General features: G+C 63.1%; 25 protein-coding genes, 1 tRNA gene and 1 pseudogene. 12 read left to right on the forward strand and 15 right to left on the reverse strand.

What is annotated here, in order from left to right; genetic code table 11:
- Positions 1 to 1,036 (forward strand): thioesterase domain-containing protein (locus IVA98_RS01000; RefSeq protein WP_247354226.1); only part of this gene is annotated, 1,036 nt, incomplete at its 5' end.
- A gap of 864 nt (positions 1,037 to 1,900) precedes the next feature.
- On the opposite strand, the gene IVA98_RS01005 is transcribed toward IVA98_RS01000, so the two are convergent.
- Together IVA98_RS01005 and IVA98_RS01010 are read right to left on the reverse strand one after the other, a co-directional pair.
- The gene (locus IVA98_RS01005) at positions 1,901 to 3,394 is read right to left on the reverse strand and encodes a tyrosine-type recombinase/integrase (RefSeq protein WP_247354227.1); all 1,494 of its coding nucleotides are present in this window, start codon (positions 3,392 to 3,394) and stop codon (positions 1,901 to 1,903) included.
- Between the two features lie 90 nt (positions 3,395 to 3,484).
- Positions 3,485 to 3,569, reverse strand: a tRNA-Leu gene (locus IVA98_RS01010).
- A 158-nt stretch (positions 3,570 to 3,727) separates the two neighbouring features.
- On the opposite strand from IVA98_RS01010, the gene IVA98_RS01015 reads away from it, so the two are divergent.
- Positions 3,728 to 4,267, forward strand: coding sequence for a disulfide bond formation protein B (locus tag IVA98_RS01015; protein WP_247299004.1), 540 nt, complete (start codon positions 3,728 to 3,730; stop codon positions 4,265 to 4,267).
- A 2-nt stretch (positions 4,268 to 4,269) separates the two neighbouring features.
- Here IVA98_RS01015 and IVA98_RS01020 read toward each other — a convergent pair whose 3' ends face one another.
- Both IVA98_RS01020 and IVA98_RS01025 read right to left on the reverse strand, forming a co-directional pair.
- Positions 4,270 to 5,355 carry an AbrB family protein gene (locus IVA98_RS01020; protein WP_247336607.1) on the reverse strand — a complete coding sequence of 362 codons (1,086 nt, stop codon included), beginning with the start codon at positions 5,353 to 5,355 and terminating at the stop codon, positions 4,270 to 4,272.
- Between the two features lie 99 nt (positions 5,356 to 5,454).
- Complete coding sequence (locus IVA98_RS01025) at positions 5,455 to 5,742, reverse strand: PsiF family protein (RefSeq protein WP_247299008.1); 288 nt, start codon at positions 5,740 to 5,742, stop codon at positions 5,455 to 5,457.
- A 197-nt stretch (positions 5,743 to 5,939) separates the two neighbouring features.
- On the opposite strand from IVA98_RS01025, the gene IVA98_RS01030 reads away from it, so the two are divergent.
- Positions 5,940 to 6,434: a hypothetical protein gene (locus IVA98_RS01030; protein WP_247299010.1), complete on the forward strand. Its 495-nt coding sequence runs from the start codon at positions 5,940 to 5,942 to the stop codon at positions 6,432 to 6,434.
- 47 nt (positions 6,435 to 6,481) lie between these two features.
- On the opposite strand, the gene IVA98_RS01035 is transcribed toward IVA98_RS01030, so the two are convergent.
- The gene (locus tag IVA98_RS01035; protein WP_247336605.1) at positions 6,482 to 7,030 is read right to left on the reverse strand and encodes a TetR/AcrR family transcriptional regulator; all 549 of its coding nucleotides are present in this window, start codon (positions 7,028 to 7,030) and stop codon (positions 6,482 to 6,484) included.
- A 120-nt stretch (positions 7,031 to 7,150) separates the two neighbouring features.
- Between IVA98_RS01035 and IVA98_RS01040 the strand changes: the two genes are divergently transcribed.
- Together IVA98_RS01040 and IVA98_RS01045 are read left to right on the forward strand one after the other, a co-directional pair.
- Complete coding sequence (locus tag IVA98_RS01040; protein ID WP_247299013.1) at positions 7,151 to 7,624, forward strand: PaaI family thioesterase; 474 nt, start codon at positions 7,151 to 7,153, stop codon at positions 7,622 to 7,624.
- Positions 7,625 to 7,722: 98 nt separating this feature from the next.
- Positions 7,723 to 8,382 carry a DsbA family protein gene (locus IVA98_RS01045; RefSeq protein ID WP_247299014.1) on the forward strand — a complete coding sequence of 220 codons (660 nt, stop codon included), beginning with the start codon at positions 7,723 to 7,725 and terminating at the stop codon, positions 8,380 to 8,382.
- Between the two features lie 78 nt (positions 8,383 to 8,460).
- Here the strand turns inward: IVA98_RS01045 and IVA98_RS01050 are convergent, their stop codons facing one another.
- The 3 genes from IVA98_RS01050 to IVA98_RS01060 form a co-directional block, all read right to left on the reverse strand.
- Positions 8,461 to 8,667, reverse strand: coding sequence for a hypothetical protein (locus IVA98_RS01050; protein ID WP_247299016.1), 207 nt, complete (start codon positions 8,665 to 8,667; stop codon positions 8,461 to 8,463).
- 81 nt (positions 8,668 to 8,748) lie between these two features.
- Positions 8,749 to 9,819: a carboxylesterase family protein gene (locus IVA98_RS01055; RefSeq protein ID WP_247299018.1), complete on the reverse strand. Its 1,071-nt coding sequence runs from the start codon at positions 9,817 to 9,819 to the stop codon at positions 8,749 to 8,751.
- A gap of 22 nt (positions 9,820 to 9,841) precedes the next feature.
- The gene (locus IVA98_RS01060) at positions 9,842 to 10,813 is read right to left on the reverse strand and encodes a S1C family serine protease (RefSeq protein ID WP_247299020.1); all 972 of its coding nucleotides are present in this window, start codon (positions 10,811 to 10,813) and stop codon (positions 9,842 to 9,844) included.
- 287 nt (positions 10,814 to 11,100) lie between these two features.
- Between IVA98_RS01060 and IVA98_RS01065 the strand changes: the two genes are divergently transcribed.
- The 6 genes from IVA98_RS01065 to IVA98_RS01090 all read left to right on the forward strand — a co-directional run bounded on the left by IVA98_RS01065 (position 11,101) and on the right by IVA98_RS01090 (position 18,395).
- Positions 11,101 to 12,519: a M20 family metallopeptidase gene (locus tag IVA98_RS01065; RefSeq protein ID WP_247299022.1), complete on the forward strand. Its 1,419-nt coding sequence runs from the start codon at positions 11,101 to 11,103 to the stop codon at positions 12,517 to 12,519.
- A 256-nt stretch (positions 12,520 to 12,775) separates the two neighbouring features.
- The gene (locus tag IVA98_RS01070; protein WP_247336602.1) at positions 12,776 to 14,566 is read left to right on the forward strand and encodes a peptide ABC transporter substrate-binding protein; all 1,791 of its coding nucleotides are present in this window, start codon (positions 12,776 to 12,778) and stop codon (positions 14,564 to 14,566) included.
- Positions 14,567 to 14,592: 26 nt separating this feature from the next.
- Entirely contained in the window at positions 14,593 to 15,552 is a 960-nt protein-coding gene (locus IVA98_RS01075; RefSeq protein ID WP_247279718.1) for an ABC transporter permease, read from the forward strand.
- The gene (locus tag IVA98_RS01080) at positions 15,518 to 16,435 is read left to right on the forward strand and encodes an ABC transporter permease (RefSeq protein ID WP_247279717.1); all 918 of its coding nucleotides are present in this window, start codon (positions 15,518 to 15,520) and stop codon (positions 16,433 to 16,435) included. Before IVA98_RS01075 ends, IVA98_RS01080 begins: the two co-directional genes overlap by 35 nt.
- On the forward strand, positions 16,435 to 17,430 hold the full coding sequence (locus IVA98_RS01085) for an ABC transporter ATP-binding protein (protein WP_247299026.1): 996 nt from the start codon (positions 16,435 to 16,437) through the stop codon (positions 17,428 to 17,430). Before IVA98_RS01080 ends, IVA98_RS01085 begins: the two co-directional genes overlap by 1 nt.
- The gene (locus IVA98_RS01090; RefSeq protein WP_247279715.1) at positions 17,427 to 18,395 is read left to right on the forward strand and encodes an ABC transporter ATP-binding protein; all 969 of its coding nucleotides are present in this window, start codon (positions 17,427 to 17,429) and stop codon (positions 18,393 to 18,395) included. Before IVA98_RS01085 ends, IVA98_RS01090 begins: the two co-directional genes overlap by 4 nt.
- Positions 18,396 to 18,419: 24 nt before the next feature.
- On the opposite strand, the gene IVA98_RS01095 is transcribed toward IVA98_RS01090, so the two are convergent.
- The 5 genes and pseudogenes from IVA98_RS01095 to IVA98_RS01115 all read right to left on the reverse strand — a co-directional run.
- Positions 18,420 to 19,067, reverse strand: a complete 648-nt coding sequence (locus tag IVA98_RS01095) for an HAD family hydrolase (protein WP_247299028.1) — start codon at positions 19,065 to 19,067, stop codon at positions 18,420 to 18,422.
- 61 nt (positions 19,068 to 19,128) lie between these two features.
- Entirely contained in the window at positions 19,129 to 21,033 is a 1,905-nt protein-coding gene (locus IVA98_RS01100; protein ID WP_247336599.1) for a sensor domain-containing diguanylate cyclase, read from the reverse strand.
- A gap of 181 nt (positions 21,034 to 21,214) precedes the next feature.
- Positions 21,215 to 21,436 carry a dodecin gene (locus tag IVA98_RS01105; protein WP_247279712.1) on the reverse strand — a complete coding sequence of 74 codons (222 nt, stop codon included), beginning with the start codon at positions 21,434 to 21,436 and terminating at the stop codon, positions 21,215 to 21,217.
- Between the two features lie 143 nt (positions 21,437 to 21,579).
- A complete protein-coding gene (locus IVA98_RS01110) occupies positions 21,580 to 22,848 on the reverse strand; it encodes a glycosyltransferase family 87 protein (protein WP_247354228.1) in 1,269 nt (422 codons plus the stop codon).
- Positions 22,849 to 23,009: 161 nt separating this feature from the next.
- Positions 23,010 to 23,084: pseudogene (locus IVA98_RS01115) on the reverse strand (HNH endonuclease); the annotation flags it as partial.
- A gap of 157 nt (positions 23,085 to 23,241) precedes the next feature.
- Between IVA98_RS01115 and IVA98_RS01120 the strand changes: the two are divergent.
- Entirely contained in the window at positions 23,242 to 24,855 is a 1,614-nt protein-coding gene (locus IVA98_RS01120) for a DUF8728 domain-containing protein (protein WP_247354229.1), read from the forward strand.
- Between the two features lie 29 nt (positions 24,856 to 24,884).
- On the opposite strand, the gene IVA98_RS01125 is transcribed toward IVA98_RS01120, so the two are convergent.
- The gene (locus IVA98_RS01125) at positions 24,885 to 25,442 is read right to left on the reverse strand and encodes an HNH endonuclease (protein WP_008543309.1); all 558 of its coding nucleotides are present in this window, start codon (positions 25,440 to 25,442) and stop codon (positions 24,885 to 24,887) included.
- Positions 25,443 to 25,653: 211 nt separating this feature from the next.
- Complete coding sequence (locus IVA98_RS01130) at positions 25,654 to 26,631, reverse strand: peptidyl-alpha-hydroxyglycine alpha-amidating lyase family protein (protein ID WP_247299037.1); 978 nt, start codon at positions 26,629 to 26,631, stop codon at positions 25,654 to 25,656.
- Positions 26,632 to 26,736 lie beyond the last annotated feature (105 nt).

The raw sequence follows: 26,736 nt of genomic DNA on the forward strand, positions 1-26,736 counted from the left end.
GGGCGAGATCGAGATCGCGCTGGCGCAGATCTGGGCCGAGCTTCTGGGCCTGGAACGTGTCGGCCGGCACGACAACTTCTTCGAGCTGGGCGGGCACTCACTGCTGGCACTGCAAGTGCTTGAGCAACTCCGGCGGCGGGGTCTTACCCTCGAACTTTCCGCGCATATCGCGAGTCCCCGCCTCGACCAGTGCGCCGAGAAAGTGCGCTCGCGATCAAAGGACGGTCGAAAATCTGCGGGCCAACTCATTTCTCTTCGAGTCGCCAAGAGTCGGCCGCTTATCCTCTGTCACGCGCGTGGCGGAGGCCTGAGCATCTATGATGACCTCGTGCGGGCGTTGCCACCTACGCAAAACATCTATGGTATTCATGCCCTAAACTTCGGTCACGAACTCGCGAGCGTGCGTTCGATTGACGAGATAGCTGAAGTCTATGCTCGGGCCATTCTTCCAGTGCTACCGGACATGGCTTGTACGCTCGCCGGATGGTCTTTTGGTGGTGTGCTCGCCCACGCCGTCGCTGGGGTACTTATTTCCGCACACGTGAGGGTCGATTTTGTGGCTATGATCGATAGTGCCTATCCGTCGGTCCTAGAAGCGCCTCTCAGTCTCTCCATGGACCAGGAATGGTCTGAATTCCTTATATTCCTTGCGGAGGAGGGTGGATTGTCGCCTCAACACGGTGCAACGACCGAAATTCGGCCAGCTGACTTCGCAGCGCTTGCTCTCGCCCTCTCGGGTGCATGGAAAATTGGTGCACCCGCGCTTGAGGAAATCTTCCAAGTGTTCGTTCGCCATATTCGCGCGGGCAGACTCTACGTACCCAAGAAGGTTTCGGCGCTCGGCGTCTCTTACAATCAGAACTCCGCCAACACAGCAACTTCATGGCGCGCTGTCTTCGATAGCGTCATTGAAGCGCCGCCTCTTCCTGGCGACCATCGCTCGCTTCTGAAGCATCCAAACGTAGTTGTCCTCGCGGACGACCTCTCAAATCGCCTGTTCGCCGACGCTGTTCTCCATTCGTCCGCCATTGAATAAAAGCCGTGGCGGACTCAGTCACGAGCCGGATCGGGTCCTGGGCCCCTGTGCCGGAGGAGATCAGGCTTTCGAGGTCGCGGGCAAGATCACTCTTCGCACGAATTTCGCCAGTAACCGACCTGAGCTGCTGATTCCGCTCGATGTTGCACGCGCCGCCGCCGACCGGGCATGCTCCCGGCGCCGTTTTCCACGTCTAACTCGATCTGCGCCCGTACTTTGACTTTGACGGGGGAGCGGCCGGGTAGGGCCGGCCGGGACAGGTCTGAGCGTCCGATGGAGGAAACCTGCGCAAGCTAGCGGCGGACGGCCAAAGATGACGCGCGACGGGATTTAAGTGGACTTAGGCGGCCGTCCGAATGATCTCGAATCGCACCGCCTTTTCCGGGGGGATCATCAAAACGGCCCCCTGACTCGAACCCCGACTTTCAATACGGCTGTCCTCGCGACGCGAGGCGCCTTGGTCACGGTCCATGAAGCCGCACTCCCGTTTGGATAGCGAGACTAATACGCGGCGCGAACGAAGCGCTATAATCGTGCGACGAATGCCCATTTTCGGTCGGATAAGTCCAGGGGTGCGACCGCTAAGTCATTGATTTTTTCTCAACCCGGCGCTGTCTCTTAATCAGCGGGTCCTCGGAATTCATGCGACAAGCTTCGGGATTTCGTGCTCGATCAATCGCAAGAAATGAGTACGGCGAGCCCCTACAACCATCGATTCTTGAGCTACCAGCGACGGCGCTCCCGAAGGGGCGCCGTTCGCATTTTTGGCCCCATTTCGCAGCGATCGGGTGTTGCGCCTCCCCGCAACCAACGGTTCTTACGATATCGGCGAAGGCAACTCGGAACGGGTCGCCTTCAGGCGACTCAAGCCTGCGCGCCTCCCTTGATCGGCATCACCTTCTTGGGATCGAGCCAGCGGTCGATCCGATCAGCCCAATGCTGCATCAACTTCGTACGCGAGCCGATCAGCGCGAGCGGTCCGTGCCTTTTGTACAGCCCTTCCACAGTAGAGTTATCTAGATGCGCAAGCTGTAACTCGACGACATCGCCATCCCATGCCTTGGCGTCCTTGATCTCTTCGTGGTGAGACAGGGTCGAGAAGGTGGTTCGGAATCCGTGGGCACAATGATCAGTCTTGGTGTCAATGCCAAGCAGCCGCAAGCGTTTGTTGAGCGTGTTGTTTGATAGCGGTGCATCCTTCGAGCAGGAAAACGCGTACCGGCGATGGCCGGTCAGCTTCTGAACGCTGCGCAGAATTGCAAGTGCCTGCCGTGACAAAGGTACGACATGGTCCCAACCGGTCTTCATCTTGGCGGCTGGAACAGTCCAGCGTTCGGCATCCCAATCTACCTCGCTCCACTCCATTTCATTGACCATGCCGGGGCGGGGAATGGTCAGCGCATCAAAGCGCAAGGCAAGGCCAACAACGTCACCAAACCTCGCTCTCGTCCACGGTGCACTGATGAGCTTGAAGACGCGCGTCACGTCGCGCAGCTCGGTGACCCCGGGACGGGGCGTGGAAATATTGGCGATCATCTGCCCCTTCAGGTTGCGGAACGGATTGTAGCCGTCGCCTTCGACATCGGCATAGTCGCAGATTTGCTCACCGATGCTGCGCACGCGGTCGCGCGTTTCCAGCTTTCCCTCGGTTTCGTATGAACGCATGAACGCGAGAACGTCCGGGCGCTTGATGTCCAGCCTAGATAACTTGCCGAAGCGAGCCTTGACGTAGCCGACACGCAGCTCAAGCACCTCGATGGTCTTGGAGCCGCGCACCGCGACGATCCTGCCGCGTTTGACTTTTTCGATTTTCTTCTTCGCGAGCCACTCGTCGGCCCATCGCCCGAAAGAGCGGGCGGCCGTCTGCCTGTGCTTGTCGAGCTGCTTCTCGGTGCTTGGGTCTTTGCCTTCCTTGAGCAGGTCTTTGGCCTTGTTACGCTCTCGCCGCGCGTCAGCGAGCGAGAACGTGCCATCCTTGCCGTTGCCGTAAGGGCCGATGGAGTAGGTTTTCCGACGGGTGTGGAAGCGGTAGTCCATCCGCCAGAGCTTGGAGGCAGCGTTGCCGGGCATGCTTTGGTCGGGCGTGACGAAGAGATAGAGACCGCCGCCGGTCACGTCGGAGATCTTGGCGGGGCTCCACGTGCCGTTGTCGAATTTCGGTCGCGCGGCTCGGCAGTCGACGTCTGTCTTGATCTGCTTGGGGGTGGCGCACACGCCATCACTCTTGCCGGCCATCTGCTCAAGATCCCTTCGTTCGGAGAAGCGAAAGTCGCCGTGAACGTTTGTTCTCTGGATACCGACAAAAATACCGACAAATCGGGCGGTTGGGATCGGATGAGAACAAACGGTGACGAACACCGATGTACGCGGAAAGGCCTATTTTTCAAGGGCTTCCGAGCACTGCGCGAACGGTTGCGGACGTCTTGGAACGGTCTTGAACAGCCTAGTTGGTGCCCCTGGCCGGAATCGAACCAGCACTCCTTGCGGAACTCGATTTTGAGTCGAGCGCGTCTACCAGTTCCGCCACAGGGGCCCTCGGTCGGCCGCTCGGATGAGGGCGTCGCGAAGCCGGCGGACTATAGCCATGGACAGGATGGGGTCAACCCGCGCCAAAGTGATCCCGGCCGTTCTCGACAGCCACATAAGCCGGAGTTAGAGGCTTGGAGCGCGACCGATCGGAGAGAGGCTGCCGTGACGACCCGGAGTGCCGCAATACCAGCGTTCAAGCCGACTGGCGCCGGTCCCGCGCTGACGGCCTCGCTGCTCGTCACATTGATCGCCGCGGCCACGATCGCGGGCGCCTGGTTCTTCCAGCTCGTGCTGGAGATCCTGCCCTGTCCGCTCTGCCTGGAGCAGCGTTACGCTTATTACCTCGCGATCCCGCTCGGTGCCCTCACGGTGCTCGGGGCCAGAAGCGGCGCGCCGCGGCCGCTGCTGCTCGTTGCGCTAGCGATTCTCGCGCTGTCGACGCTCGCCAATGCCGGTCTCGGCGCCTATCACTCCGGCGTCGAATGGGGATTTTGGAAGGGGCCGACCGATTGCTCCGGTCCCGTCGTCAATCTCGGTAACGCTGGCGACCTTTTCTCGCGGCTCGACACCGTGAAGGTGGTGCGCTGCGACGAGGTGCAGTGGCGCTTCCTCGGCCTCTCGCTTGCCGGCTACAACGTGCTGATCTCGCTGCTGATGGCCGCGATCGCTGCATGGGGATTTGTGCGGACGGCGAAGCGCTGAGCTCAATCGTCCACGTCATCCTGCGTACGACCGAACAAGTGCACGATGCCAGGTGTCGCTATCGTCACGAAGACGAAGCGCGACAGGTGATGGGCGCCGACGAAGATCGGGTCGATGTGCAGTGTCAGGGCCAGCGCCAGCATCGCGTCCATCGCGCCCGGAGCGAAAGCGACGACGACATCGGAGAATTTCACCTGCGTGGTGAGCGCGACGATGCCGACGAAGATGGCGGAAACGGCAATTGCGACCGCGAACGAGCCCAGCGCCGCGTTGATATGGCCGGCCAAAGTCTTGATCCGCATCCGCGCAAAGCGGCTGCCGATCAGGGCGCCGATGCCGACCAGCGCCACGCCGCGCACCCAGCCCGGCAGGCCGCCCTCGACCCAGCCGGCGCCATGCAACACGCTGGAGGCGATCATCGCGCCGAACATCCAGCTCGCCGGAAATTTGATCAGCCGCAGAAACAGCGCCAGCGCCAGCGAGGCTGCGGCCAGCGCAACGAGGTCGAGCGGCGATGCAATGGTTGTCGTCAGCGACGGTGCGGCCGAGGGCACCACGCCCGCGATCGCCAGCACCATCGGCAGCGCCGCGGTGAGGATGATGACGCGCATGGTCTGCACCACCGCGATGCCCGGCAGGTCGGCGCCGCGTTCGACCGCCAGGATCGTGATCTGCGAAAGCGCGCCGGGGCTGCCGGCGAGGAAAGCCGAGGTGCGGTCCCAGCCATGGACGCGCTGGAGGTAATAGCTCGAGCCGAAGGTCGAGCAGAACGTCGCGAGCGCAAGCAGGCCGATGGTGACGGGATAGGCGCTGACCTGCTGGATCAGATGGCGCGAGACCACCGAGCCCAGCGAGATGCCGAGCAGCACCAGCACGGTCTGGGTCAGGATCGGCGGCAGCATCAGCTGACGACCGGCAATTGCCGCGATCCCGACCGCGATCATCGAGCCCGAGATCAGCCCGCCCGGCAGGCCGGCGAGTAGAAACACGAGGCCACCGGCGGTGCCGACGACAAGCGTCTCGATCGTGCTCAAGACGTTGGCACGGCTCGGCCATTCGAACGGCAGGGAGGCGACGATTTGCTTCACGTCACCTTATCGCAAATCAGCGAGAGGCACACAATTGCAGGCTCGTCATGCCGCAATGCGCGTGCCTCTCACCGATGCTGGCGGAGGATCGTGACGGACTTACTTCTTGTCGGCGGTGGCGGGGGCGGCAGTGCCGGCCTTCGCTTCCTTCATGCACTCGCGGCGAAATTTCTTGCGCTCCTTGCCCTTCAATGCCTTGGCGTCGGCTTGCTTGGAGCATTCAAGCGATTCGGCCGAGCGCTCCTTCGACGCCTTCTTGTCGGCGGTGGCAGCAGTGTCGGTCTTTGTATCGGTCTTGGCGGCCGGCGCGGCGGTCTGGGCGAAGGCGCTGCCGGTGGCGAGCAAGGAGACGAGAGCCAGGGCGGCGAGGCGGGAGGTGACGGTCATGTGTTGCACTCTTGTTGAATTGCGAGGGGCTGGGAACGTCGGCCTGCGTTGCTGAACGCGACATGAATGAGTCGAACGGCCCCACGACTAAATTTTGCCGGCGCAAACCCATCGCATCCTTGTCGCAAGCGATCGACACGCTAGGATAGCAATCCTCGTTTCACTTTCGTCGGGAAGACCAAGGAGGAGACCCAGGGATGACCATTCAGGCAAAATTGTTGTGTTCGATTGCAGCGTCGGCTGTCGCGGCATTGGTGGCGAGCGCGCCGGCGCAGGCACTGACCGCACAGGAGTGCAGCGCAAAATATCAGGCGGCCAAGAAGGATGGCTCGCTCGGCACCATGAAGTGGAATGACTTCCGCAAGGCCCAATGCGGTGCAGACGCAACGCCAGCCGCTGCGCCCACCGCAGCTGCTCCGGCTGCGCCCGCCGCTCCTGCCGAACCGAAGCAGGCGAAGAAGGAAGCCGCGCCCGCCGCCGCGCCGACGCTGCCCGCTGGACCTGCGATCTATCCGAACGCGGTCGATCCGAAATACGCCAAGGAGACCCCCGGCAAGGCGCGGCTCCACACCTGCGTCGACCAGTACAATGCCAACAAGGCCACAAATGGCAATGGCGGCTTGAAGTGGATCCAGAAGGGCGGCGGCTATTACAGCGAATGCACCAAGAAGCTGAAGGGCGCAGCCGCCTGAGCTTCGAAAGCAATGCGATGGCCGGGGCAAAGCTCCGGCCATTTCGCTTAGTCGAGCAGCTTCTCGGCCGATTTGGCCACAAGCTGCGAGCGCTTGCGCGGCCCGCGCTCGACGAACAAGAGGCTTTGGCCGAAGATGAAGCAGTAGAACAGGAAGGCCTGCGCCTCGGCCTCCTCGGCGGCAAGGCCGGTCGCGCGATAGAGCTCGGCGACGTGCTTGAGCCGCGCGGCATCCACGCTCGCCACCGCCGCCGCCGCGCCCTCATCCGAACGGGCCCATTGCCGGATCGCGAGCTCGATCGCCATGCCCTCCGGATTGAGCCGCTCGGAATAGAGCTGGATTAACGCTTTCAGCCGCTCGCGGGGCTCTTGTCCGTCGAGACTCGTCTGCTGCGCGATCGCCGTGGCGCGTCCCTCGCGCCAGCGTTCCAGAATCGCTTCGAGCAGTGCGGCGCGGTCGGCGAAGCGGCGGTAGAAGCCGCCCTTGGTGACGCCGAGGTTCTTGGCGAGCACCTCCACCCGCACGCCCTCGACGCCCGAGCGGGCGAGCTCGGTAAACCCTGCCTCGACCCAGACATCGCCCTTGCCGTCGCTCATGAAGAAAGCCTCGCCGGTTCTTGATACGGTGCCGTATTGCTAGCGCGGTGGAGCTCTGATACGCTACCGTATCAACACGAAGGCGGAAGAAAAGGATAAGGCGGGGAGGCGTGAACGACGATGGCATTCAAGCCGAAAAACCCGGATTATCGAGCTGCGGCCACGGCGATGTTCGCGGCCCAGCCGGCGATGCACACGCTTGGTATCTCGATCATTCATCTCGGCCCGGGCGAGGTGGAGCTGGCGATGCCGCATTCGGCTGCCTTCACGCAGCAGAACGGATTTGTCCATGCCGGTATCATCACCGCAGGCCTCGACAATGCCTGCGGCGTCGCCGCGTTCACCCTGATGCCGCGTCAAGCGGACATCCTCACCGTCGAATTCAAGACCACGCTGCTCGCACCTGCTCGCGGCGCGCGCTTTGTCTTCAAAGCCGCGGTGGTCAAACCCGGCCGCACGCTGACCTTCTGCGAAGCCAGGGCCTTTGCCGAGCATGAGGGCAAGGCGACGCTGATCGCTTCCATGACCGGCACGCTGATGGCGATGCTGCCGCGCGACGCGGCGTCGCCAACGCCAGCCGCAATCCACGCATAGCATGGCGATGACATCGCGCCCGCGACGCTCTATATGAGCCGTAACAACTCTCGGTCGCGGATCGTATTTGCAGCGATGGGACCGAAACGGGACGAGATATGGCTGGATTTGGCAATAAGGGCCTAGTGCCGACGCGGCGCGCGGCGTTGACGTTGATCGGGGCAGGCGCCTTGGCGGCTGGTGGGATCACTTTCGCCCGCGCCGCCGTCAATGACGACGAGGTGCTGACCGAATCCAAGGTGTTGCGTGATCCCGACACGCCGGTTGCCGGCAATCCCGACGGCAACATCACCATTGTCGAATGGTCCGATTATAATTGTCCCTATTGCCGCAAGCTCGAGCCTGAGCTGCGCCAAGTCGTCCAGGACGACGGCAAGGTGAGGCTGGTGATGAAGGATTGGCCGATCCTCGGGCCGGTCTCGGTCACGGCGGCGCGGACCGCGCTGGCGGCGAAATTCCAGGACAAATACCATCAGGCCCACGACGCCATGATGGGCGTCAGCTCGCGCCTGACCGAGCCGCGCATCAACGAGATTCTTGCTGGCGCCGGTGTCGACATGGACCGCCTGAAGCGCGATCTCGCCGGCCACGCCAAGGACATCGACGCCATCCTCAAGCGCAACAACGAGCAGGCCGAAGCCTTCGGCTTCCGAGGCACGCCGTCCTTCATCGTCGGCAAATACCGCGTACCCGGCGTGCTGAGCATGAACGAGTTCGAGCAGGTCATTGCCGACGCGCGCAAGGCCAAGATGAACTGAGCCAGGCGATAGTCATCACCCGACACAAAGGCGCCGCCGCGGAGTTCGCGACGGCGCCTTGTTCATGATACCGCGTCGCTACTTCGACGAGATCCGGACCCAGTCCTTGTGCGCGCGGTCCCGCAGCGCGTCCCAATCGGCCTTGGCGACATCCCAGTTCACGATGGTGCGATTGGTGATCGCGACCTCGCCATTGGCGACCGACGACGTCTGCATGGAATCATAGACGTAGACCCCGCCCGCAAGCAGCAGCGCGCCGAGGATCATTCCGAAAACAGTCTGCATGGCGAACCTCCGGTGACGAGCGATAACGTCGGTGCGGAGCGATTGTTCCGCGGCGGTGCGGCGCGGGTAAGGACGGATCGTTCATGTCCTATTCAGCCAGTCCAGCAGCTCCGCGTTGATCTCGCGCGGATAGGTGTGACTGAGGTCGTCGATCTCCCGATAGGTGACGTCGGCGCCGGCGGCAGAGAGCCTCGCCTGCGTCTGCCGTGCGGTCTGCACCGGAAACATCCAGTCGAGCTTGCCGTGGGTGATGAAGACCGGCAGGCGCTGGAGGCGCTTGGCGTTCGCCACCTCCGCCATCAGCGGGTGGAAGGTCGCCGACACCGGCGCAAGATGGGTAAAGGGCGAAGCGCCGTCGAGTCCGGTGACGTAGCAGAAGGTGCCGCCGTCGCTCATGCCGGTCAGCAGCATGCGCGAGGCATCGACCGTCCAGCGGCTGCGCACGGTCTCGAGGATGCGCATGAGATTCGGCGTGTCGGCATCATCGCCCATTAGCGCCCATGTCGGGCCGGTTGCGGTCGGCGCTACCAGGATTGCGCCGAGGCTGCGCGCATCGCGCAACCAGCTCCACAGGAAACCGCGCCCGTTGCCGCTGCCGCCATGCAGCGCCATCACCAGCGGCATGGCCCGATCGGGCGTGTAATATTCGGGCACATAGACCGAGAAGCCGCCGCGGCTGCCCGGCTCGTTGTGATCATGGAAGATGCCGGTATTTTCGCTAGCGCCACCTTCGAGCCGGGACAACAGGTCGGCACTTCCGCGATTGGCAGCGTTGAGAAAGAAGCTGCTCACGGGAGGAAACTGCACCGCCAGCGGATAGAGCGCCTCTTGCGCGCGCGGCAGGTGGCGCAGCGCGCGGAACACGGCGACGAGGTCGCCATTGCCGCGCTCGACCTCGCGGATCCCGGCAAAGGCGGCGAGCGTCTCGTTGCAAGCGCGATCGAGCCGCTCGCGCAGCCCGGCGAACTGCTCCGGCCAGTCGCCGATCGCTGCCCGCGCCGCTTGCAGCGCCTCGTCCGGCGAGCCGATCGCGTTCATCACCGAGGCGAAGGCTGGCGGGTGCAGATGCCGCTGGAAGAAGCCGAGCGCCTCCAGCGCATTGAGCAGCGGCGGCAGCACGGCCACGATGTCGTCCACCACGGCCTCGGTCATAACCACTTCCTCAAGCCTTGCGTCAGTGCAGCTGCGGCGCCTTCAGGAGCTTGAAGCGGTCGGTCGAGGTCACCGTGACGTCGAAGGTGACGCCTTCATGGTGCACGGTGAGCGGCACGTCGACGCCGGCGGCGCCGAGCGCCCACATTTTCCGATAGAAGTCGGTCTGGCTCGTGACCTTCTCGCCGTTCACGGCGAGGATGACATCGCCGGTCTTGAGCTCGGCGCGCGCGGCCGGGCCGTTGGCGGAGATGCCGATCACCACCACGCGGTTATCGATCTCGGTCGAGTAGAGCCCGAGCCAAGGCCGCGCCGGCTTGTTTACGCGGCCGAACTTGCGCAGGTCGTCGAGGATCGGCTTCAAGAGGTCGATCGGCACGATCATGTTGACGTGCTCGGCCTTGCCGTCGCGTTCGCGCTCGAGCTGGAGTGAGCCGATGCCGATCAACTCGCCGCGTTCGTTGAGAAGCGCGGTGCCGCCCCAGTTCGGATGTGCGGGATAGGTAAAGATGGCCTCATCTAGCAGATATTCCCAATAGCCGGCGAATTCCTGCTTGGCCACGATTTGGCTCGCAACCGAGCGCGTGCGGCCGCCGGCGCCGCCGACCACGACGCGATCGCCGATCCGCGATTCCGCCGAGGTGCCGAGCGGCAAGGGTTCGACGTCGAGCTGGCCGAGCGCCTGCACGAGGCCGAAGCCGGTGACGGAATCGAAGCCGAGCGCATGGCCTTCGACCACGCGTCCGTCGGCCAGGTGCAGCCATACGGATTCCGCCTCGGTGATGAGGTAGCCGATTGTGAGCACCAGCCCGTCGTCGATCACGACGCCGTTGCCGGCGCGTTCGGTGCCCAGCGTCTCGGCGCTGAAGGCGTCGGGCGGGATGATGGCGTGCAGGCCGACGACGGACGCGAGCGCGCGGTCGAGATCGAAACCATAATCGCTTGCACGCGGCTGATTGGCCGGTGGCACTCTCCATTCGGTCAGTGCGGGCATGGAGTTCTCCTGGCTGAGAGCATCGCTCCGCCGTCGCCGGGGGAACGAGGCGCGAAGCACGCATAATTTAGGCCGGAGGACGCCGTCTTGAAAGCCTCGTTCCCAACTATTCCAGAGAACGCCGCGTGAAATCTTCGAAAGGCATAACGACGGTTCGTGCGCAGGTGACAGCCGGCCCTTTGATCCGGCAGCCGTCGCATGGCTGGTGTCCGGCGAGGTGCTAGGCGCGGTGCAATGAAGCTGCTAACCATTGCCGCTTCGTTTGACCAGGGATCACGGATCGAAGCATGGATAACCGCAGCGACATCTGGCGTGGCGTCGACACGATCAAGGCGCGTTTCATCGACCTCAGCGATAAGATCTGGGGCACGCCCGAGGTGTGCTACACCGAGGCGCGGTCCGCCGCCGAGCATCTCGCCGAGCTGCGTCATCAGGGTTTCCGCATCACCGAGAATCTCGCCGGCATCCCGACTGCGCTGATGGGCGAGTGGGGCGAAGGCGGTCCGGTCATTGCCTTCATGGGTGAATATGACGCGCTGCCGGGGTTGAGCCAGGAGGCGGGTGTCGCCGAGCACCGTCCGATCGAGGTCGGTGGCCATGGCCATGGCTGCGGTCACAATCTGCTCGGTTCCGCTGCGCTGCTCGCCGCGACGGCGGTGAAGGACTGGCTCGCCGAGAACAAGGTGCCCGGCCGCGTGCGCTATTACGGCTGCCCCGCAGAGGAAGGTGGCGCGGCAAAGGCCTTCATGGTGCGCTCGGGTGCGTTCGAAGATGCCGACATCGCCATCACTTGGCATCCGCACAGTTTCTGGGAAGTGGCGGTCACGCCCTCGCTCGCCAACACGCGCGCGGATTTCATCTTCACCGGTCGCACCTCGCATGCGGCGGCCTCGCCGCATCTGGGCCGTTCTGCGCTCGACGCGGTGGAATTGATGAACGTCGGCGTGAACTACATGCGCGAGCACATGCCGAGCGATGCGCGCGTTCACTACGCCTTGCTCGACACCGGCGGCATCGCGCCCAACGTGGTGCAGGCCCATGCACGGGTGCGCTATTCGATCCGTGCCCGCGATCTTCCCGGCATGAACGAGCTGGTCGAGCGCGTGTCCAAGATCGCTCAGGGCGCGGCGCTGATGACCGAGACCAAGATGGAAATGAAGATCATCTCCGCGGTCTCCAACATCCTGCCGAATACCCCGCTGGAGCAGGCGCTGCACCGTGTCATGGAAGACCTCGGACCGCCGCATTTCGACGACGCGGACAAGGGCTTTGCCAGCCAGATTCGTGCGACGCTGACCGACAAGGACATTGCGTCAGTTTACTACGCGATCGGCATGGAGCCCACCGATCGGCCGCTGGCCGACTTCCTGGTGCCGCTGGATGCCAAGCGCAACCCGCTGGTCGGTTCGACCGACGTGGGCGACGTGAGCTGGGTGGTTCCGACCGTGCAGGTTCACGCACCGACGGTTGCAATCGGCACGCCCTTCCACACTTGGCAGGTGGTGGCGCAGGGCAAGAGCCCGCATGCCCACAAGGCGATGGTGCAGGCCGCCAAGGCGATGGCCGGGCTCGGTATCAAGGCGCTGACGGAACCGGAGCTGATCAAGTCTGCCAAGGCGGATCTTCAGAGGCGGACGGCCAAGACGCCTTACGTCTGTCCGTTGCCGGACCATGTCGCGCCGCCGCTCGATATGTCGGTGACGTAGAGCATCGATACTTAGTCTGATCCGACGAACAAATTTTCCGCAGTGCAGCGCGCAATCCAGCATGTTTTGATGCTGGATTGCCGAATGGATGGGCTCACGGAAGGCAGTTCTGCCCAACGGACAGCCAGAAGACCGTTTGCATACATACGGTCCCAGTTGACGCGCCCCCCATTCGGTGTGCCATCTACTGCCAGCTAATTGGGCGGCAGCTCTGACCGCCGTCGTCATCACGATAGGAACCAGACGGGGGACAACCATGCTGGATAAAGAACTGCGTTCGATGATCGGCCAGGTGAAGGACGGGCGGATGGATCGCCGCGGCTTCATCAAGCACATGGCCGCGGTCGGTCTCACCGCTCCTCTGGCCAATCAGATCCTCGCGCTCGGCGGCGTCGCTATGGCCGAGGGCGCCTCGACCTACAAGCCGACCAAGCGAGGCGGCGGCGGCGCATTGAAGCTGTTGTGGTGGCAGGGCCCGACCCTGCTCAATCCGCACTTCGCCACCGGCACCAAGGACCAGGACGGCTCGCGCCTGTTCTACGAGCCGCTCGCCTCCTGGGACCCCGACGGCAACATGAAGCTGGTTCTTGCGGCAGAGATTCCCTCGATCCAGAACGGCGGGCTCGCCGCCGACGGTAAATCGGTGACCTGGAAGCTCAAGCCCGGCGTCAAATGGCACGATGGCAAGCCGTTCACTGCCGACGACGTTGTGTTCAACTGGGAATATGCAAGCGATCCCGCCACCGCAGCAGTCACCATCGGCACCTACCGCGACATCAAGGTCGAAAAGATCGATGATCTCACGGTACGCCTCCTTTTCGCCAAGCCGACCCCCTTCTGGGCCGATGCTTTCGTCGGCGCACCGAACTGCATCATCCCCAAACATCTTTTTGCGGACTACAAGGGCGCCAAATCCCGCGAGGCGCCGAACAACCTGTCACCCGTCGGCACCGGTCCGTACAAGTTCGTGGAATTCAAGCCCGGCGATCTCGTGCGCGGTGTGATCAATTCCGACTACCACATGCCCAACCGCCCCTACTTTGATACGCTTGAGATGAAGGGCGGCGGCGATGCCGTTTCGGCGGCGCGCGCGGTGATCCAGACCGGCGAATACGATTTCGGTTACAACATCCAGGTCGAAGATGACGTGCTGCTGCGCTTGGAAAAGGGCGGCAAGGGCAAGGCGGTCTACGCCGTGGGGGGTGACACCGAGTTCATCGCGCTCAATTTCACCGATCCAAACACCGAGATCGATGGCGAACGCTCTTCGATCAAGACCAAGCACCCGCTGTTCTCCGATCCGGCCGTGCGCAAGGCGCTGTCCATGCTGGTCGATCGCGAGTCGGTCAAAAAGGCCATCTACGGCCGCGCCGGCCGCACGACCGCTAATTTCCTCAACGGTCCCGAGAAATTCGTGTCCAAGAACAACACTTGGGAATTCAGCGTCGAGAAGGCGGCGAAACTTCTTGATGACGCCGGCTGGAAGCCCGGCGCGGACGGCATCCGCGAGAAGGACGGCAAGAAGCTGAAGCTGCTGTACCAGACCTCGATCAACGGACCGCGCCAGAAGACTCAGGCGATCGTCAAGCAAGCCTGCCAGAAGGCTGGCATCGATGTCGAACTCAAATCCGTTGTCGCCTCCGTGTTCTTCTCCTCGGACGTCGGCAATCCCGACACTTATCCGAAGTTCTATGCGGACCTGGAGATGTTCCAGATTCCCATGAGCCAGCCGGATCCTTCGCAGCACATGCGCCGCTATACGTCGGACAGGGTGTCAACCAAGGAGAACAAGTGGCAGGGCACCAATTTTCCGCGTTGGGTCAACAAGGACTACGACGGGATCATCGCAGCGGCGGAAGCCGAAATGGACCCGATCAAGCGCGCCGCGCTGTACATCAAGGCCAATGATCTCTTGATTCAGGAGGTCGTATTCATCCCCGTGCAGCATCGCCTCAAGGTGGAAGCCGCGGCCAACAACCTCGTCTGCATCGTTAGCGGTTGGGCCAACGAGACCGACAACCTGTTCGATTGGTACCGGGAGGCATGATCGCGCGGGCGTAAACGGATTTCCCTATGAGCCAATACGTTCTGCGTCGCCTGCTGATCGCGATTCCGAGCCTGCTCGGAATCTCGGTCGTGCTGTTCGTCGTGCTCGCGCTCGCCCCCGGCGATCCGTTCTCCGAACTGGCGACCAATCCGAACGTGCCGCCCGAAGTGCAGGCGGCACTTCGGGCCAAGTTCGGCCTCGACGATCCGATTCACCTTCGCTACCTGCATTGGCTCAACGCCATGCTGCACGGCGACTGGGGCTTCTCCTTCGTCAGCCGGATGAACGTCGACACGCTGATCCTCCAGCGCCTGCCCGCGACCCTCTACGTGATCGGCTCGGCGCAGATCCTTGCGCTCCTGATCGCGATTCCCGTCGGCGTGTACGCGGCGACCAGGCCATATTCGCTGTTCGACCAGATCGCGAATACGCTCGCCTTCGTCGGCTTTTCGCTGCCGACCTTCTTCACGGGCATCCTGTTCATCCTGATCTTCTCGGTCACGCTCGACTGGCTGCCCTTCGTCTACACCACCGACATCAAGGGCACGGGAATCCACTGGGTGCTGGAGATGATCCGCCAGGCGATCATGCCGGTGGCGGTGCTCGGCCTGTTCCAGGCGGCCTCGATGACGCGCTTCGTGCGCTCGGCGATGCTCGACGTGATCCGGCTCGACTATGTCACCACGGCGCGCGCCAAGGGCCTCGGACAAACCAAAGTCATCGTCAAGCACGTGATGCGCAACGCCATGATCCCGGTCGTGACGCTCATTGCGTTGCAGATGCCGGCGGTGTTCGGGGGCGCCATCGTCACCGAGCAGATCTTCCGCATTCCGGGCATCGGCTCGCTGCTGATCTCCTCGATCCTGTCCAACGACACGCCGGTGGTGATGGCCGTCACCTTCGTGTTCGCTTGCCTCGTCGTGCTGTTCAATCTCATCGCGGACATCCTTTATGGCTGGCTTGACCCTCGCATCTCCTTCCGCTGAGCGGCGCGTTTACTCGCCCTGGCGGGAGACGTGGCGGCGCTATAGTCGCCACAAGCTCGCTGTAGTCAGTGCGTTCCTGCTCCTCGTCCTGATCCTGGCGGTGGTGATTGGCCCCTTCGTCTGGCGGGTCAAGATCGACGACATCGACATCGTCGCGGGTATGCAGGGCCCGTCGCTGGCCCATCCTTTCGGCACCGACGATCTCGGCCAGGACATCCTGGCCCGCATGATCTATGGCGGGCGCATCTCGCTCGCGGTCGGTCTCGCCGCAATGCTGGTCTCGGTCTTTGTCGGTGTGCTGATCGGCGCGCTCGCCGGCATGTCGCGCGGTGCGCTCGGTCATGGGCTGATGTGGCTCACCGATCTCTTTTTGTCGCTGCCGCAATTGCCGCTCCTGCTGTTGCTCATTTATCTCTTCCGCGACGGGCTGAAAGCCGCGTTCGGCCCAGAGGGCGGCATCTTTATTCTGATCGTGCTCGTGATCGGCGGCCTCCGCTGGATGCCGGTGGCGCGCCTCGTGCGCGCGCAGTTCCTGTCGATCCGCGAGAAAGAATTCGTCGAGGCCGCGCGAGCGCTCGGCGCCAGTCCAGTGCGGCAGGTGGTGCGCCACATCCTGCCCAATGCGCTCGGCCCCGTGATCATCGCCGGCACCATCGACGTCGCTGCCGCCATCATCGCTGAATCGACGTTGTCGTTCCTCGGCCTCGGCTTTCCGCCGGATACCCCGACCTGGGGGCGGCTGCTGTATGACGCCAAGGATTTTCTCGACATCGGCCCGCATTGGGCGCTGTTCCCGGGCGGCGCGATCTTCATCGCGGTGGTCGCCATCAACTTCATTGGTGACGGCTTGCGTGACGCGCTCGATGCGCGACGGGTGATCTGATGCCGCCACTGCTCGAAATCAAGGGTCTGAAAACCCACTTCTCCACCGACGACGGCATCCTCCAGGCCGTCGACGGCGTCGACATCTCCGTCAATCGCGGCGAGACGCTCTGCGTCGTCGGCGAGTCCGGCTGCGGCAAGACCGTGACGGCGATGTCGATCCTGAAACTGATCGCTATGCCGCCGGGCCGGATCGCGGCCGGCCAGATCATCTTCGAGGGCCGCGATCTCGTCCCTTTGACGAGCAATCAGCTTGACGAGGTTCGCGCCAAGGAGATCGGCTTCATCTTCCAGGAGCCGATGACCTCGCTCAATCCGGTGCTCACCATCGGCGAGCAGATTGCCGAGAGCCTGCGGCGGCACGAAGCGGTAACCAAGAAGCAGGCGCTCGAGCGCACCATCGAGATGCTGAAGCTGGTGCAGATCCCGAACGCCGAAGGCCGCGTGCACAACTATCCGCACCAGTTCTCCGGCGGCATGCGCCAGCGCGTGATGATCGCGATGGCGCTCGCCTGCAAGCCGAAGCTGATCATCGCCGACGAGCCGACAACCGCGCTGGACGTCACCATCCAGGCCCAGATCCTCGACCTGCTCCAGGACATGAAGGACCGCTTCGGCATGGCGGTGATGCTGATCACCCATGCGATGGGTGTCGTCGCCGAAACCGCGCAGCGTGTCGTCGTAATGTATGCCGGCAAGGTGGTGGAGGAGGCGCTCGTCGACGACCTGTTCGGCGATCCCCGCCATCCCTATACGCAAGGGTTGATCCGCTCGATCCCGCGCATCGATCTCGACAGCGAGCACAAGACGCGGCTGGAGGCGATCGGCGGCTCGGTGCCGATCTTGATCAATCCGCCGGTTGGCTGCCGCTTTGCCCCGCGCTGCAAGTTCGCCATGAACGTCTGCACCGAGAAAGAGCCGCTGCTGCGCGAGATCGCGCCCGGGCATCGCGTGGCCTGCCACTTGGGAGATACCACTCTGGGAGGCGCGGCATGAGCCAACCGTTGCTGCGCGTCAGCGGCCTGAAGAAACATTTTCCCGTGCTCGGCGGTCTGCTGTCGCGCCAAGTTGGCACCGTCTACGCGGTCGACGGCGTGTCTTTCTCCGTCAATCGCGGCGAGACGCTCGGCCTCGTCGGCGAGTCCGGCTGCGGCAAGTCCACGACGGGGCGTTGCGTGCTGCGCCTGATCGAGCCGACAGACGGCGAGGTCACCTTCGACGGCCAGGACGTGCGTAAGCTCGGCGGCAACGATCTGCGCGCGATGCGGCGGAACATGCAGCTCGTATTCCAGGATCCGTTCGCCTCGCTCAATCCGCGCATGACAGTCGGTGCGATCCTCGGCGAGGCCTTCACCATCCACAATCTCGCCTCGTCCGCGAAAGAGCGCGAGGAGCGCGTCGCGGGTCTCCTGGTCAAGGTTGGGCTCAAGGCCGAGCACATGCGGCGCTACCCGCACGAGTTCTCCGGCGGCCAGCGCCAGCGCATCGTGATCGCGCGGGCGCTCGCGGTCGAACCGAAGCTGATCGTCTGCGATGAGCCGGTCTCCGCGCTCGACGTGTCGATACAGGCGCAAGTGATCAACCTGTTGGAAGATCTGCAGGCCGAGCTGAACCTCACCTATCTGTTCGTCGCGCACGATCTCTCTGTCGTCGAGCACATCTCCGATCGCGTCGCGGTGATGTATCTCGGCCGCATCGTCGAGCTCGCGAAGGCGAGCGATCTTTACCGCAACCCGCAGCATCCCTACACCAGGGCACTTCTGTCCGCGGTGCCGGTGCCCGATCCCAAGTTCAAGCGCGAACGCATCCGCCTCAAGGGCGACGTGCCGAGCCCGATGAAGCCGCCATCCGGCTGCCACTTCCACACCCGTTGTCCGATCGCCCAGCCGCGCTGTGCGGAAAGCGCGCCGGAGCTGAGGGAAGGGGCGGGCGGGCACTTCGTGGCGTGCCATCTGGCTTGATGCCGCCGGAAGGCGGAGCGCGAGTCATTCGTGAAGCAGGCCGTGCTCCGAAAGGGCCTGCTTGAAAGCCTGCACCGACGTATGGTGATGCGCGGAGAGACCCGCCTCGCGCGCGCCGGCAACATTGGCCGCGACATCGTCGACGAACAGGGCCGTCTCCGGCCTCACGTTGAGCTCGGACAGGCAGAGGCGGTAGCAGCGCGGGTCCGGCTTCGCCGTCTTGAACTGGGCCGAGGTGTAGATTCGAGCGCCGAACAGCGGGCGCAGGTCCGGCAGCAGAGTGTCGATATGGTCAGCGACCAGCGTGGTGTTGTTGGTCAGGACGGCAATGTCGACGGTTTTGCGCAAGCTGCCGGCAATCTCCAGCATCGCGCGTTTGGCCTGCATTGAACGGCGCCGCGCCTCGACCCATTCGTCGAGCGACAGGGAATAGCCTATGCGCTCGCCGAACCCGCGCAGATAGTCTGAAGCGTCGAGCGCGCCAGTGTCGCCGAGAAACTCGAATCCGGATTCCCAGATCGCCTTGTAGACGGCTTCACTCGTGATCCCGGCCAGCTCCGCAAGAAAGGCGACGCGCTTTTCCCTCTCGTAGTCACAGAGGACGTTGTCCATGTCGAAAAGGACAAGCTTAATCTCGCCAGTCACCGCAGCACTCTCGGATCGGCCGAACATCCGGCCGCGGTGCAAATCATATCCCGTCCGAACCCGACGGACAAATCCAGAGGAGAGGTCGTCACGCGCTCTTGGCCGGCCACGGAACGACCCGTCCCGACATCACCAGCCGGTCACGGCCGCTGTCCTTGGCTGCGTAGAGCGCGCGGTCGGCGGCCGCGACCAGCGTGCTGCAATCCATCGTGGTTTGGGACGGAAGAGCCGTCGCGCCGCCAACGCTCGCAGTCACCAGCCGGGAAGGTGGATTCTGTGCATGCAGCATGCCGAGACCGTGCAGCGCCTGGCGAATCCCTTCGCCGACCTCGGCGCAGCCATCCGGGCCGGTGTTCGGCAACAGCACGGCGAATTCCTCGCCGCCGTAGCGCGCGGCGAGGTCGGCCGGGCGCTTGGCCTGGGCGGACAGGATCCTGCCGAGCGCGCGCAGGCAGGCGTCGCCCGCCTGATGTCCGTAATGATCGTTGAACTTCTTGAAATGATCGACATCGACCAGCAGCAGCGAGAGCTGCGTGCCGTCGCGCCGGGCGCGCGCCCATTCATCGGCGAGACGTTCGTCGAATGTGCGTCGGTTGGCGAGGCCGGTAAGGCCGTCGGTCGTTGCGAGCGAGGCGAGTTTGTCCTGAAGGTCCTTCTGCTCGGTCATGTCGCGCACCACCGCGACGACGCCGTCGATGGCACCACTGTCCGAGGCAAGGGTCACGTGCAGCGCCGCCTCGGCCCAGATCTCGCCCTTGTCGCGATGACGCTGGCGATAGACGAACCGCGCTTCCTCGGCTTCGCCATTCTTCAGCGCGATGATCGCCTGCTCGACCCGTTGCATGTCGTCCGTGTGAATGCCGGCCAGGGCCGACGTGTCCAGCAGTTCCTCGGCGGACCAGCCGGTGATGCGCGCGCATGAGGGAGAGACGTAGAGCAGCCGGTTATCGAGCCCGATCCGGGTCACCATGTCGCTGGATTGCTCGGCCAGCAGGCGGAAATTCGCTTCCTTGGCAACCAAGGCCTGGGCCATGAGCTGCCGCTGCACCAGCTGACGGACCAAGTAGAAGCCGATCACCGCGATCAGCAGAACGAGGCCGAGGACGAAGGTTATGCGCGCGGCCGCCGCGCGTCGCCAGGGCGCCAGCACGTCATCTTGCGACTTGCTCGCCAGCACCATCAGCGGATAGCGGCTGCTGCGCTGGTAGTAGCTCAGCCGCTCCACGCCATCGAGCGGCGACTTGAAATAGTAGACCGAGGCGGCGGGGCGGCTTTTCCAGCTTCTGAACAGGGGCGCATTGGACAGGTCGCGTCCAACGAAGGCGCCGCTCTCGTCGCGACTGCGCGCCAGCATGATGCCACTATTGTTGAGCAGCGATGCCGAGCCGTTCGGACCGATGTCGAACCGCTCGTAGAACTTGACGAAATAGCTGACGTCGATCGTGAGCAGGGCAACGCCGGCGAAGCCGCCGTCGGAATCGTTGATCCGGCGGGATGCGGTGATGATCCATTGGCCGCCGGCTCTGCTCTTGACGGGCGGTCCGATCAGCGTGCCGGTCGCAGGCGAGTCGCGATGGTGGCGGAAATAACTCCGATCGCTGTTGTTGAGGTTGGAAAAGTCGAGGCGTTCAGTCGTGGCAAGCCAGCGGCCGGTCGCGTCGTAGACGAAGATGCCGCGGATGCGGTCCGATGATTTGCGTGTCGGCAGATAAGCCTGGAGTTTCGCAATCGTGTCCGGACCCGTCCCGTCGATTTCGAGCCGATGGACCAGCCCGACCAGGATCGTATCGACGAGCTCGAATGTATCGTCCGCGTGCTGGATCAGCGAATGCGCCAGATTGGTGACGTCGACTTCGGCTGCCCTGAGATCGGCATTGCGCGCTTCCCATTCGCGCCAGGCGCTCAAGCCGAGGATCGCCACGCAAGTCAGCGCGACGAAACTCGCCGCCCAGAGCGGAAGGCGCGTCTTGCCGAGTTCGCGGCTCGTGACCATCAGGCTTGCTCCAAATCGGCGCAAACCTCTCACTTTGGCCTTAACGGCCTGTTGCAACTTCTGCGATGATTTTGTGCGTCCGTAGTCAACCGGACGGGTCGCCGAGATCTTGACCGACTCTGCTCGGCGATTGTTAACCACCTTCGCCGCAGCGTGACGGCCTCATCCTGCGTCCGCCGCGTCATCCTTCCAGCGTGAAGCCAACGCGCAGCGTGACCTGATAATGACGGACAGTGCCGTTCTCGATGTGGCCGCGCGTCTGCACCACCTCGAACCATTTCATCTCGCGAACGGTCTTGGCGGCGCGGCCGATCGCGTTCTGGATCGCATCCTCGATCGAGGTCTCGGATGATCCGACCAGTTCCAGGATCTTATAGACGTGATCATGTTCGGCTGTGGGCATGACTGCTCTCCCTGGCGCTACAGCGGGTTCGGATATGCATCTCGCGAGGCAACTTGGGTTGGCGAGACAAAACGGGCCTCACTCTGAACCGACTCCGGCGCTTCGGGTTCCATGCTCGCCCGGCGCGCGCAGCGGATCTGGAGTTATCCTGCGAGGTGCGTAGTTTGATGCTGTACCGATGCTGGCCGTGCTCCCTGCCACAACATCTTCAACAGCAGCGCAAGCAGGGCCATCATGGCGAGGCCGGCGATGGCGGGCGTGAAGTGCTGGCTGGAATCGGCCTTCGGCCCGAACTGCACTGTGAGCCGCGCCGACTGCAATAATCCGTAGGCGCCTGCGAGCAGGATCAGGCCGTACATCACACCGCGCTCGCGCGCGCTCGCCAGCTTGGCGAGATCGGGCAGCATCAGGGCGAGACCGATCCCGAGCACCGGCAGATCGTAATCATAGGCATAGGGGCTGACCATCACCGACGCCGTCGCGACGACACCGAGCGCGAATGCGGCCGAGGCGCCACGTGCCCGGTGGAGGAAGACGGCGATCACGACAGCGAATAACGCGATGCAGGCAAGGCTCGCCTGCCCCCAGAATGCAAAGCTGGCGGAGACGCCGGCCTTGTAGAGCGCCGCGTAAGCCGAGATCATGCGAAACAGCGGATAAAAGCCCTGCTCGAGATAGCTCGCCGATTCCCTGATCGCGCCGAGCCAGGCGGTCCAGATCTGCCAACCGAACAGGAGCGTGCACAGGAGCGAGCTCGCCAGCACCACGGCTGTGGCGGCCGCGAGCGCCGCCCAGCGTCGCGTCGCCAGCAAATAGATGCCCAGGGCAACAGCGAGATGCGGCTTGATCACCATGGCCCCGAGCGCCAGGCCCGAGAACAGCGGTCGCCGCTCGAGGTTGAGGCAGACGAGCCCGATCAGCGCGCCGGTGAGAAAGCCGTTCTGCCCGCAGCCGATGGTGATCGCCAGTGCCGGAAACAGGATCACCAGCACTTGCGCCAGATTATTACCTGCGATCCTTCGCAGCGTCAGGAGATAGAGCACGAGCGTCGCCGCGGTGAACAACAGATAACTGATGCCGACCGGCAGGAATGCGAAAGGCGCCACCAGAAGATCGTATTGCGGCGGATAGGTCCAAGGCATGAAGCCGGTCATGCCGCCGGCCGCCTCCGCCTGCATCTTCAGCAGCGCCTCGAAATGATAGACCTGGTCGAGATCGCCGCCCCAGACGCGCTGCGCGACGATGTGAAAGGCGTCGAAGTCGGCGAGCTCGCGGTTCGCCCAGGCGCCGAAGCGCCCGAACCAGCAGGCCTTGAAGGCGACGATCGCCATCAGCGCCGCGAGCACGAAGCGCACGTAGGCAATCCGCTTCGAAGGCGAGGACTGAATCGCTTCCAGCGTCGCGGCGAACATGAATGGCAGCCTCATGGTAGCCGGACGGAGGCCGCCGGCCATGCCAAGATGGCCCGCAGAGGCTTAAAGGATGGTAACGAAGCGGAAAGGATTGTTGCCGGCGCCGGAGCGCAGTTCGGTGATCCGCAAACGCTAGCGGGACGCGGGACCAGACGTCCACGCTACGGGTCCAGCTCCGTATCCCAGTAAAGATAGTCGAGCCAGCTGTCGTGCATAGAGTTCGGCGGGAATCTGCGGGCAAGCCAAAGCAGCCGGCCACCGTAGTTAACAATGAACTGACGCAATCGATCAGAATCGAAGGCGCCGAAAATCCAGGATTAAGCACTTGTACCGTATGGTCAGTCAGACTGACGGCGGTCCTCGCACAGACCGCGCTTTGACTGGGGGAGCCGTGTGACGGTCATCGTTGGTGATTTCGATCGCCTGAAAGAGGTGCGCGGGTCATCGCCTGAGCGCGTGGGCGCTGTGTGGAGAAGCCCTTCAACGATCGCCGTACTGCTTTGGCTGTCGCTATTTGCGGCGGCGATCATCGTCAGCGTGGTTCTCTGCGACTTCAGGCTCGTATTCACGCTTGACGACGCCTATATCCATCTTGCGGTCGCGGATCAAATTCTCTCAGGTGGCTACGGCATCAACGCTTGGGAATATTCGTCGCCCAGCTCGTCGGTTGTGTGGCCATATATTCTGGCACTGACCGAGGCGATGCATCTCGGCGTTTTCGGTCCGCTGCTGATCAATGCGGTCGCCGCGTGTGCGACAGTTTTCGCCCTGCTGCGCCTGTTCGAAACGAGTCGGCTGCTCGATGCGGGTCCACTTACCTGCGTGATCGTGCCGCTTCTCATTTTCAACACCAGTGCCGTCGCGCTACCCATGACCGGCATGGAGCACAGCGTTCACGTTTGGGCATCTGTCGTGACCTTTGCTGGCCTTGCCGGGGCGGCGCGCAAATCCACGCCAACCTCGCTGCATTTTCTCGCTCTGGTGCTTCTTCCCTTGATCCGCTTCGAAGGGGCAGCATTCGCCTGTGCCGCGACTGCCGGTTTTGCGATGCTTGGTTACAGACGCTTTGCCGCCGGCGCGGCATTTGTCATCATCATCAGCTTGCTGGGTTATTGCGCGCTGATGTCGTCGCGTGGCCTGCCGCTTCTGCCGAGTTCGGTGCTGTTGAAGGGATATCTCGCCAACCTCGATGAGACCGCAGCCTCATTTCGGGCGATTGTCAACAACGTGCTGCGGAGCTTGACGAGCGTCTATGGCCTGCGGCTGACCATGCTTGGGCTTGCAGTTGCGATCTGCGCGAACTGGCTGCGCGCAGATCGCGAAGCGCTGATTGTTCTTCTGACCGTCATAGCTGCCATCGGTGCGCATCTGGTCTTTGGCCAATACGGCTGGCTCAACCGGTATGAGGTCTACATCATGGCGCTCGCGACGGCTGCGCTATTATGGGCTGCCGGGCAGGTGAGGCCGCATCTCTCGGCGTTGCGGTGGTCGATTGCGAAGGTCGTCCTGGCTTTCGGGCTTGGCACTGCAGCCATGCCGTACGTGACAGCGGCGATAGTCTCGCCGATCGCGGCAAGCGATATCTACGAACAGCAATATCAATTGGCTCGCTTTGCCCGTTCATTCTACAGGCATGCGGTCGGGGTCAACGATTTGGGTCTGCTCGCCTACGGCAATACCGATTACGTGCTCGATCTCTGGGGCCTTGGTTCGGAGGACGTACGCAAGGCGAGGATCGCGGGGGAGTACGGGCCGCCCGAGATGGCGGCTCTCGCGAGCAAGCATGTGGTCGGCCTGGTGATGATCTATGATGCCTGGTTTCCGAAGGGGGTACCTGCGGACTGGACAAAGGTCGCCGTCCTCGAGACAAAGACCGTGACGCTGTCGCAAAGAAACGTCGCATTCTATCGAACGCCACTGGGCAACGAGGCGGAAGTGACCTCAGCGCTTCATGCATTCAGCACGACGCTTCCGCCGCGGGACACGCTGCACATCATTGCGCCGTAGCGCCGTGCGAGCCGCAGAACGCGCGCCCCCTACGGATCCAGCTCCGTATCCCAGTAAAGATAGTCGAGCCAGCTGTCGTGCAGATAGTTCGGCGGAAACAGGCGGCCGTTGCGGTGGAGTTGGTGTACGGTCGGCGCGAACGCACTCTGGCGCGGAAACATTTTTGCTTGCGCCGGGGTGAGATTGCCCTTGCGCAGATTGCAGGGCGAGCACGCCGCGACCACGTTCTCCCAGGTGGTCTGGCCGCCTTTGCTGCGCGGGATGATGTGATCGAACGTGAGGTCTTCAGGCGAGCCGCAATATTGGCAGGCGAAACGATCGCGCAGGAAGACGTTGAAACGGGTGAAGGCGGGATGGGTGGTCGGCTTGACGAAGGATTTGAGCGAAACCACGCTCGGCAATTGCATTTCTAACGTCGGACTTCGAACCGCCTGGTCGTAATGCGCGACGATGTTGACGCGGTCGAGGAACACCGCCTTGATCGCGTCCTGCCACGACCACAAAGACAGTGGGTAGTAACTCAGCGGCCGGAAGTCCGCGTTCAGCACCAACACCGGCCAACTGCCTTGCGAGACATGTGCGTTCAAGTAACGCTCCCGGCCTCCAATGTACGCTGCGAAGCAGCAAGTACTGACATACTACATGCAGCGTGACGGGATTGTGAAGCCCGTTGAGCGACTTATTCAGTCGCAAGCAATGCGGCGGCGAGGTGGCAAAAGCGCTCAAAAAGCCGCGATCCCCGGGGACCATGCAGCCGGCCCGGAACCGCCTTCACGGTGCGTTGCAGCTCTATCTTCGCTACTCCCGCACCCGCTCGAGCTTCTGCAAACATCGCGTGGCGCGCACCGCGGGCGGCATCTCCTCGTCCGGAAAGCTCGTCTTCCAGTCGGTAACACCGACTTCACCGACATAGATGGCGCCCTTCGAATCCAGGGCGATGCCGTGCGGCGCCAAAAACTTTCCGCTGGCCACGCCGGACCCTTCCTCGCCGCCAAGCCGCGCGATGCGCCTGCCCTGCGCGTCTACGATCGATAGCCGCGGCCCGAGATTGGGCACCTTGCGGTTGACGGCCAGGCCGGGGCCGAGCTCGCCGACCACGAAGGTCGGGCTCTTAGCCCCACCGCAGCAGCACAGCGCGCAGGGGCGGTGCAAGTTGTTCCACTGCGCCTCGTATTTGCCGTCTCCATCGAACACCTGCACGCGGTGGTTCTCGCGGTCGGCGATGTAAACCCAGCCGTGGGCGTCAGTGGCAATATTGTGCACGATGTTGAACTGACCGGGATCGGTCCCCGGCTCGCCCCAGCTCCTCATCAGCTTGCCGTCGGGGGTGAACTTGTGCACGCGCGCATTGCCATAGCCATCGGAGACGTAGATCTCGCCCTTCGGCGACAACGCGGTGTGGGTGCAGCGGTGGAAGGGATTGCCGCTCATGAACGGCGCTGGCTTCTCGGGAATGCCGATCGTCAGCAGTACCTTGCCCTCAGTGGTGCATTTGCGCACGGTGTGGTCGCCGTCATCGGTGCAGTAGAGATTGTCCTCCGCGTCGATATGCAGGCCATGCGCGCGCGAGAACAGGCCTTCGCCCCAGCTGCGCAGGAAATTGCCTTCGCGGTCGAGTACCACCATGGGATGAGCGCCGCGGTTGAAAACGTAGATCTGGTCCTTGCTGTCGACCGCGACCGAGGCGACGTCGGTGAGTTGCCAGCTGTCCGGCAGCTTGGCGAAGTTTTCGACGACGCGGTAGCGGTGCTCGCCGCTGCCAAGAATGGCTGGCATGGGTTCCTCCTCCTGTCATTCGGGGGCGCGCGTTATCGCGAGCCCGGAATCCATCCATCCGCCAATATGCGACGCAATGGATTTCGGGCTCGCGACTTCGTTGCG

The organism is Bradyrhizobium sp. 160 (genome assembly GCF_023073735.1).
GTDB lineage: Bacteria > Pseudomonadota > Alphaproteobacteria > Rhizobiales > Xanthobacteraceae > Bradyrhizobium.

Coding starts and splice junctions, on each gene's coding strand:
- IVA98_RS01025 (WP_247299008.1), bottom strand. CDS start 5,742: ATGACCGTCACCTCCCGCCTCGCCGCCCTGGCTCTCGTCTCCTTGCTC.
- IVA98_RS01030 (WP_247299010.1), top strand. CDS start 5,940: ATGACCATTCAGGCAAAATTGTTGTGTTCGATTGCAGCGTCGGCTGTC.
- IVA98_RS01035 (WP_247336605.1), bottom strand. CDS start 7,030: ATGAGCGACGGCAAGGGCGATGTCTGGGTCGAGGCAGGGTTTACCGAG.
- IVA98_RS01040 (WP_247299013.1), top strand. CDS start 7,151: ATGGCATTCAAGCCGAAAAACCCGGATTATCGAGCTGCGGCCACGGCG.
- IVA98_RS01045 (WP_247299014.1), top strand. CDS start 7,723: ATGGCTGGATTTGGCAATAAGGGCCTAGTGCCGACGCGGCGCGCGGCG.
- IVA98_RS01050 (WP_247299016.1), bottom strand. CDS start 8,667: ATGCAGACTGTTTTCGGAATGATCCTCGGCGCGCTGCTGCTTGCGGGC.
- IVA98_RS01055 (WP_247299018.1), bottom strand. CDS start 9,819: ATGACCGAGGCCGTGGTGGACGACATCGTGGCCGTGCTGCCGCCGCTG.
- IVA98_RS01060 (WP_247299020.1), bottom strand. CDS start 10,813: ATGCCCGCACTGACCGAATGGAGAGTGCCACCGGCCAATCAGCCGCGT.
- IVA98_RS01065 (WP_247299022.1), top strand. CDS start 11,101: ATGGATAACCGCAGCGACATCTGGCGTGGCGTCGACACGATCAAGGCG.
- IVA98_RS01070 (WP_247336602.1), top strand. CDS start 12,776: ATGCTGGATAAAGAACTGCGTTCGATGATCGGCCAGGTGAAGGACGGG.
- IVA98_RS01075 (WP_247279718.1), top strand. CDS start 14,593: ATGAGCCAATACGTTCTGCGTCGCCTGCTGATCGCGATTCCGAGCCTG.
- IVA98_RS01080 (WP_247279717.1), top strand. CDS start 15,518: ATGGCTGGCTTGACCCTCGCATCTCCTTCCGCTGAGCGGCGCGTTTAC.
- IVA98_RS01085 (WP_247299026.1), top strand. CDS start 16,435: ATGCCGCCACTGCTCGAAATCAAGGGTCTGAAAACCCACTTCTCCACC.
- IVA98_RS01090 (WP_247279715.1), top strand. CDS start 17,427: ATGAGCCAACCGTTGCTGCGCGTCAGCGGCCTGAAGAAACATTTTCCC.
- IVA98_RS01095 (WP_247299028.1), bottom strand. CDS start 19,067: ATGTTCGGCCGATCCGAGAGTGCTGCGGTGACTGGCGAGATTAAGCTT.
- IVA98_RS01100 (WP_247336599.1), bottom strand. CDS start 21,033: ATGGTCACGAGCCGCGAACTCGGCAAGACGCGCCTTCCGCTCTGGGCG.
- IVA98_RS01105 (WP_247279712.1), bottom strand. CDS start 21,436: ATGCCCACAGCCGAACATGATCACGTCTATAAGATCCTGGAACTGGTC.
- IVA98_RS01110 (WP_247354228.1), bottom strand. CDS start 22,848: ATGTTCGCCGCGACGCTGGAAGCGATTCAGTCCTCGCCTTCGAAGCGG.
- IVA98_RS01130 (WP_247299037.1), bottom strand. CDS start 26,631: ATGCCAGCCATTCTTGGCAGCGGCGAGCACCGCTACCGCGTCGTCGAA.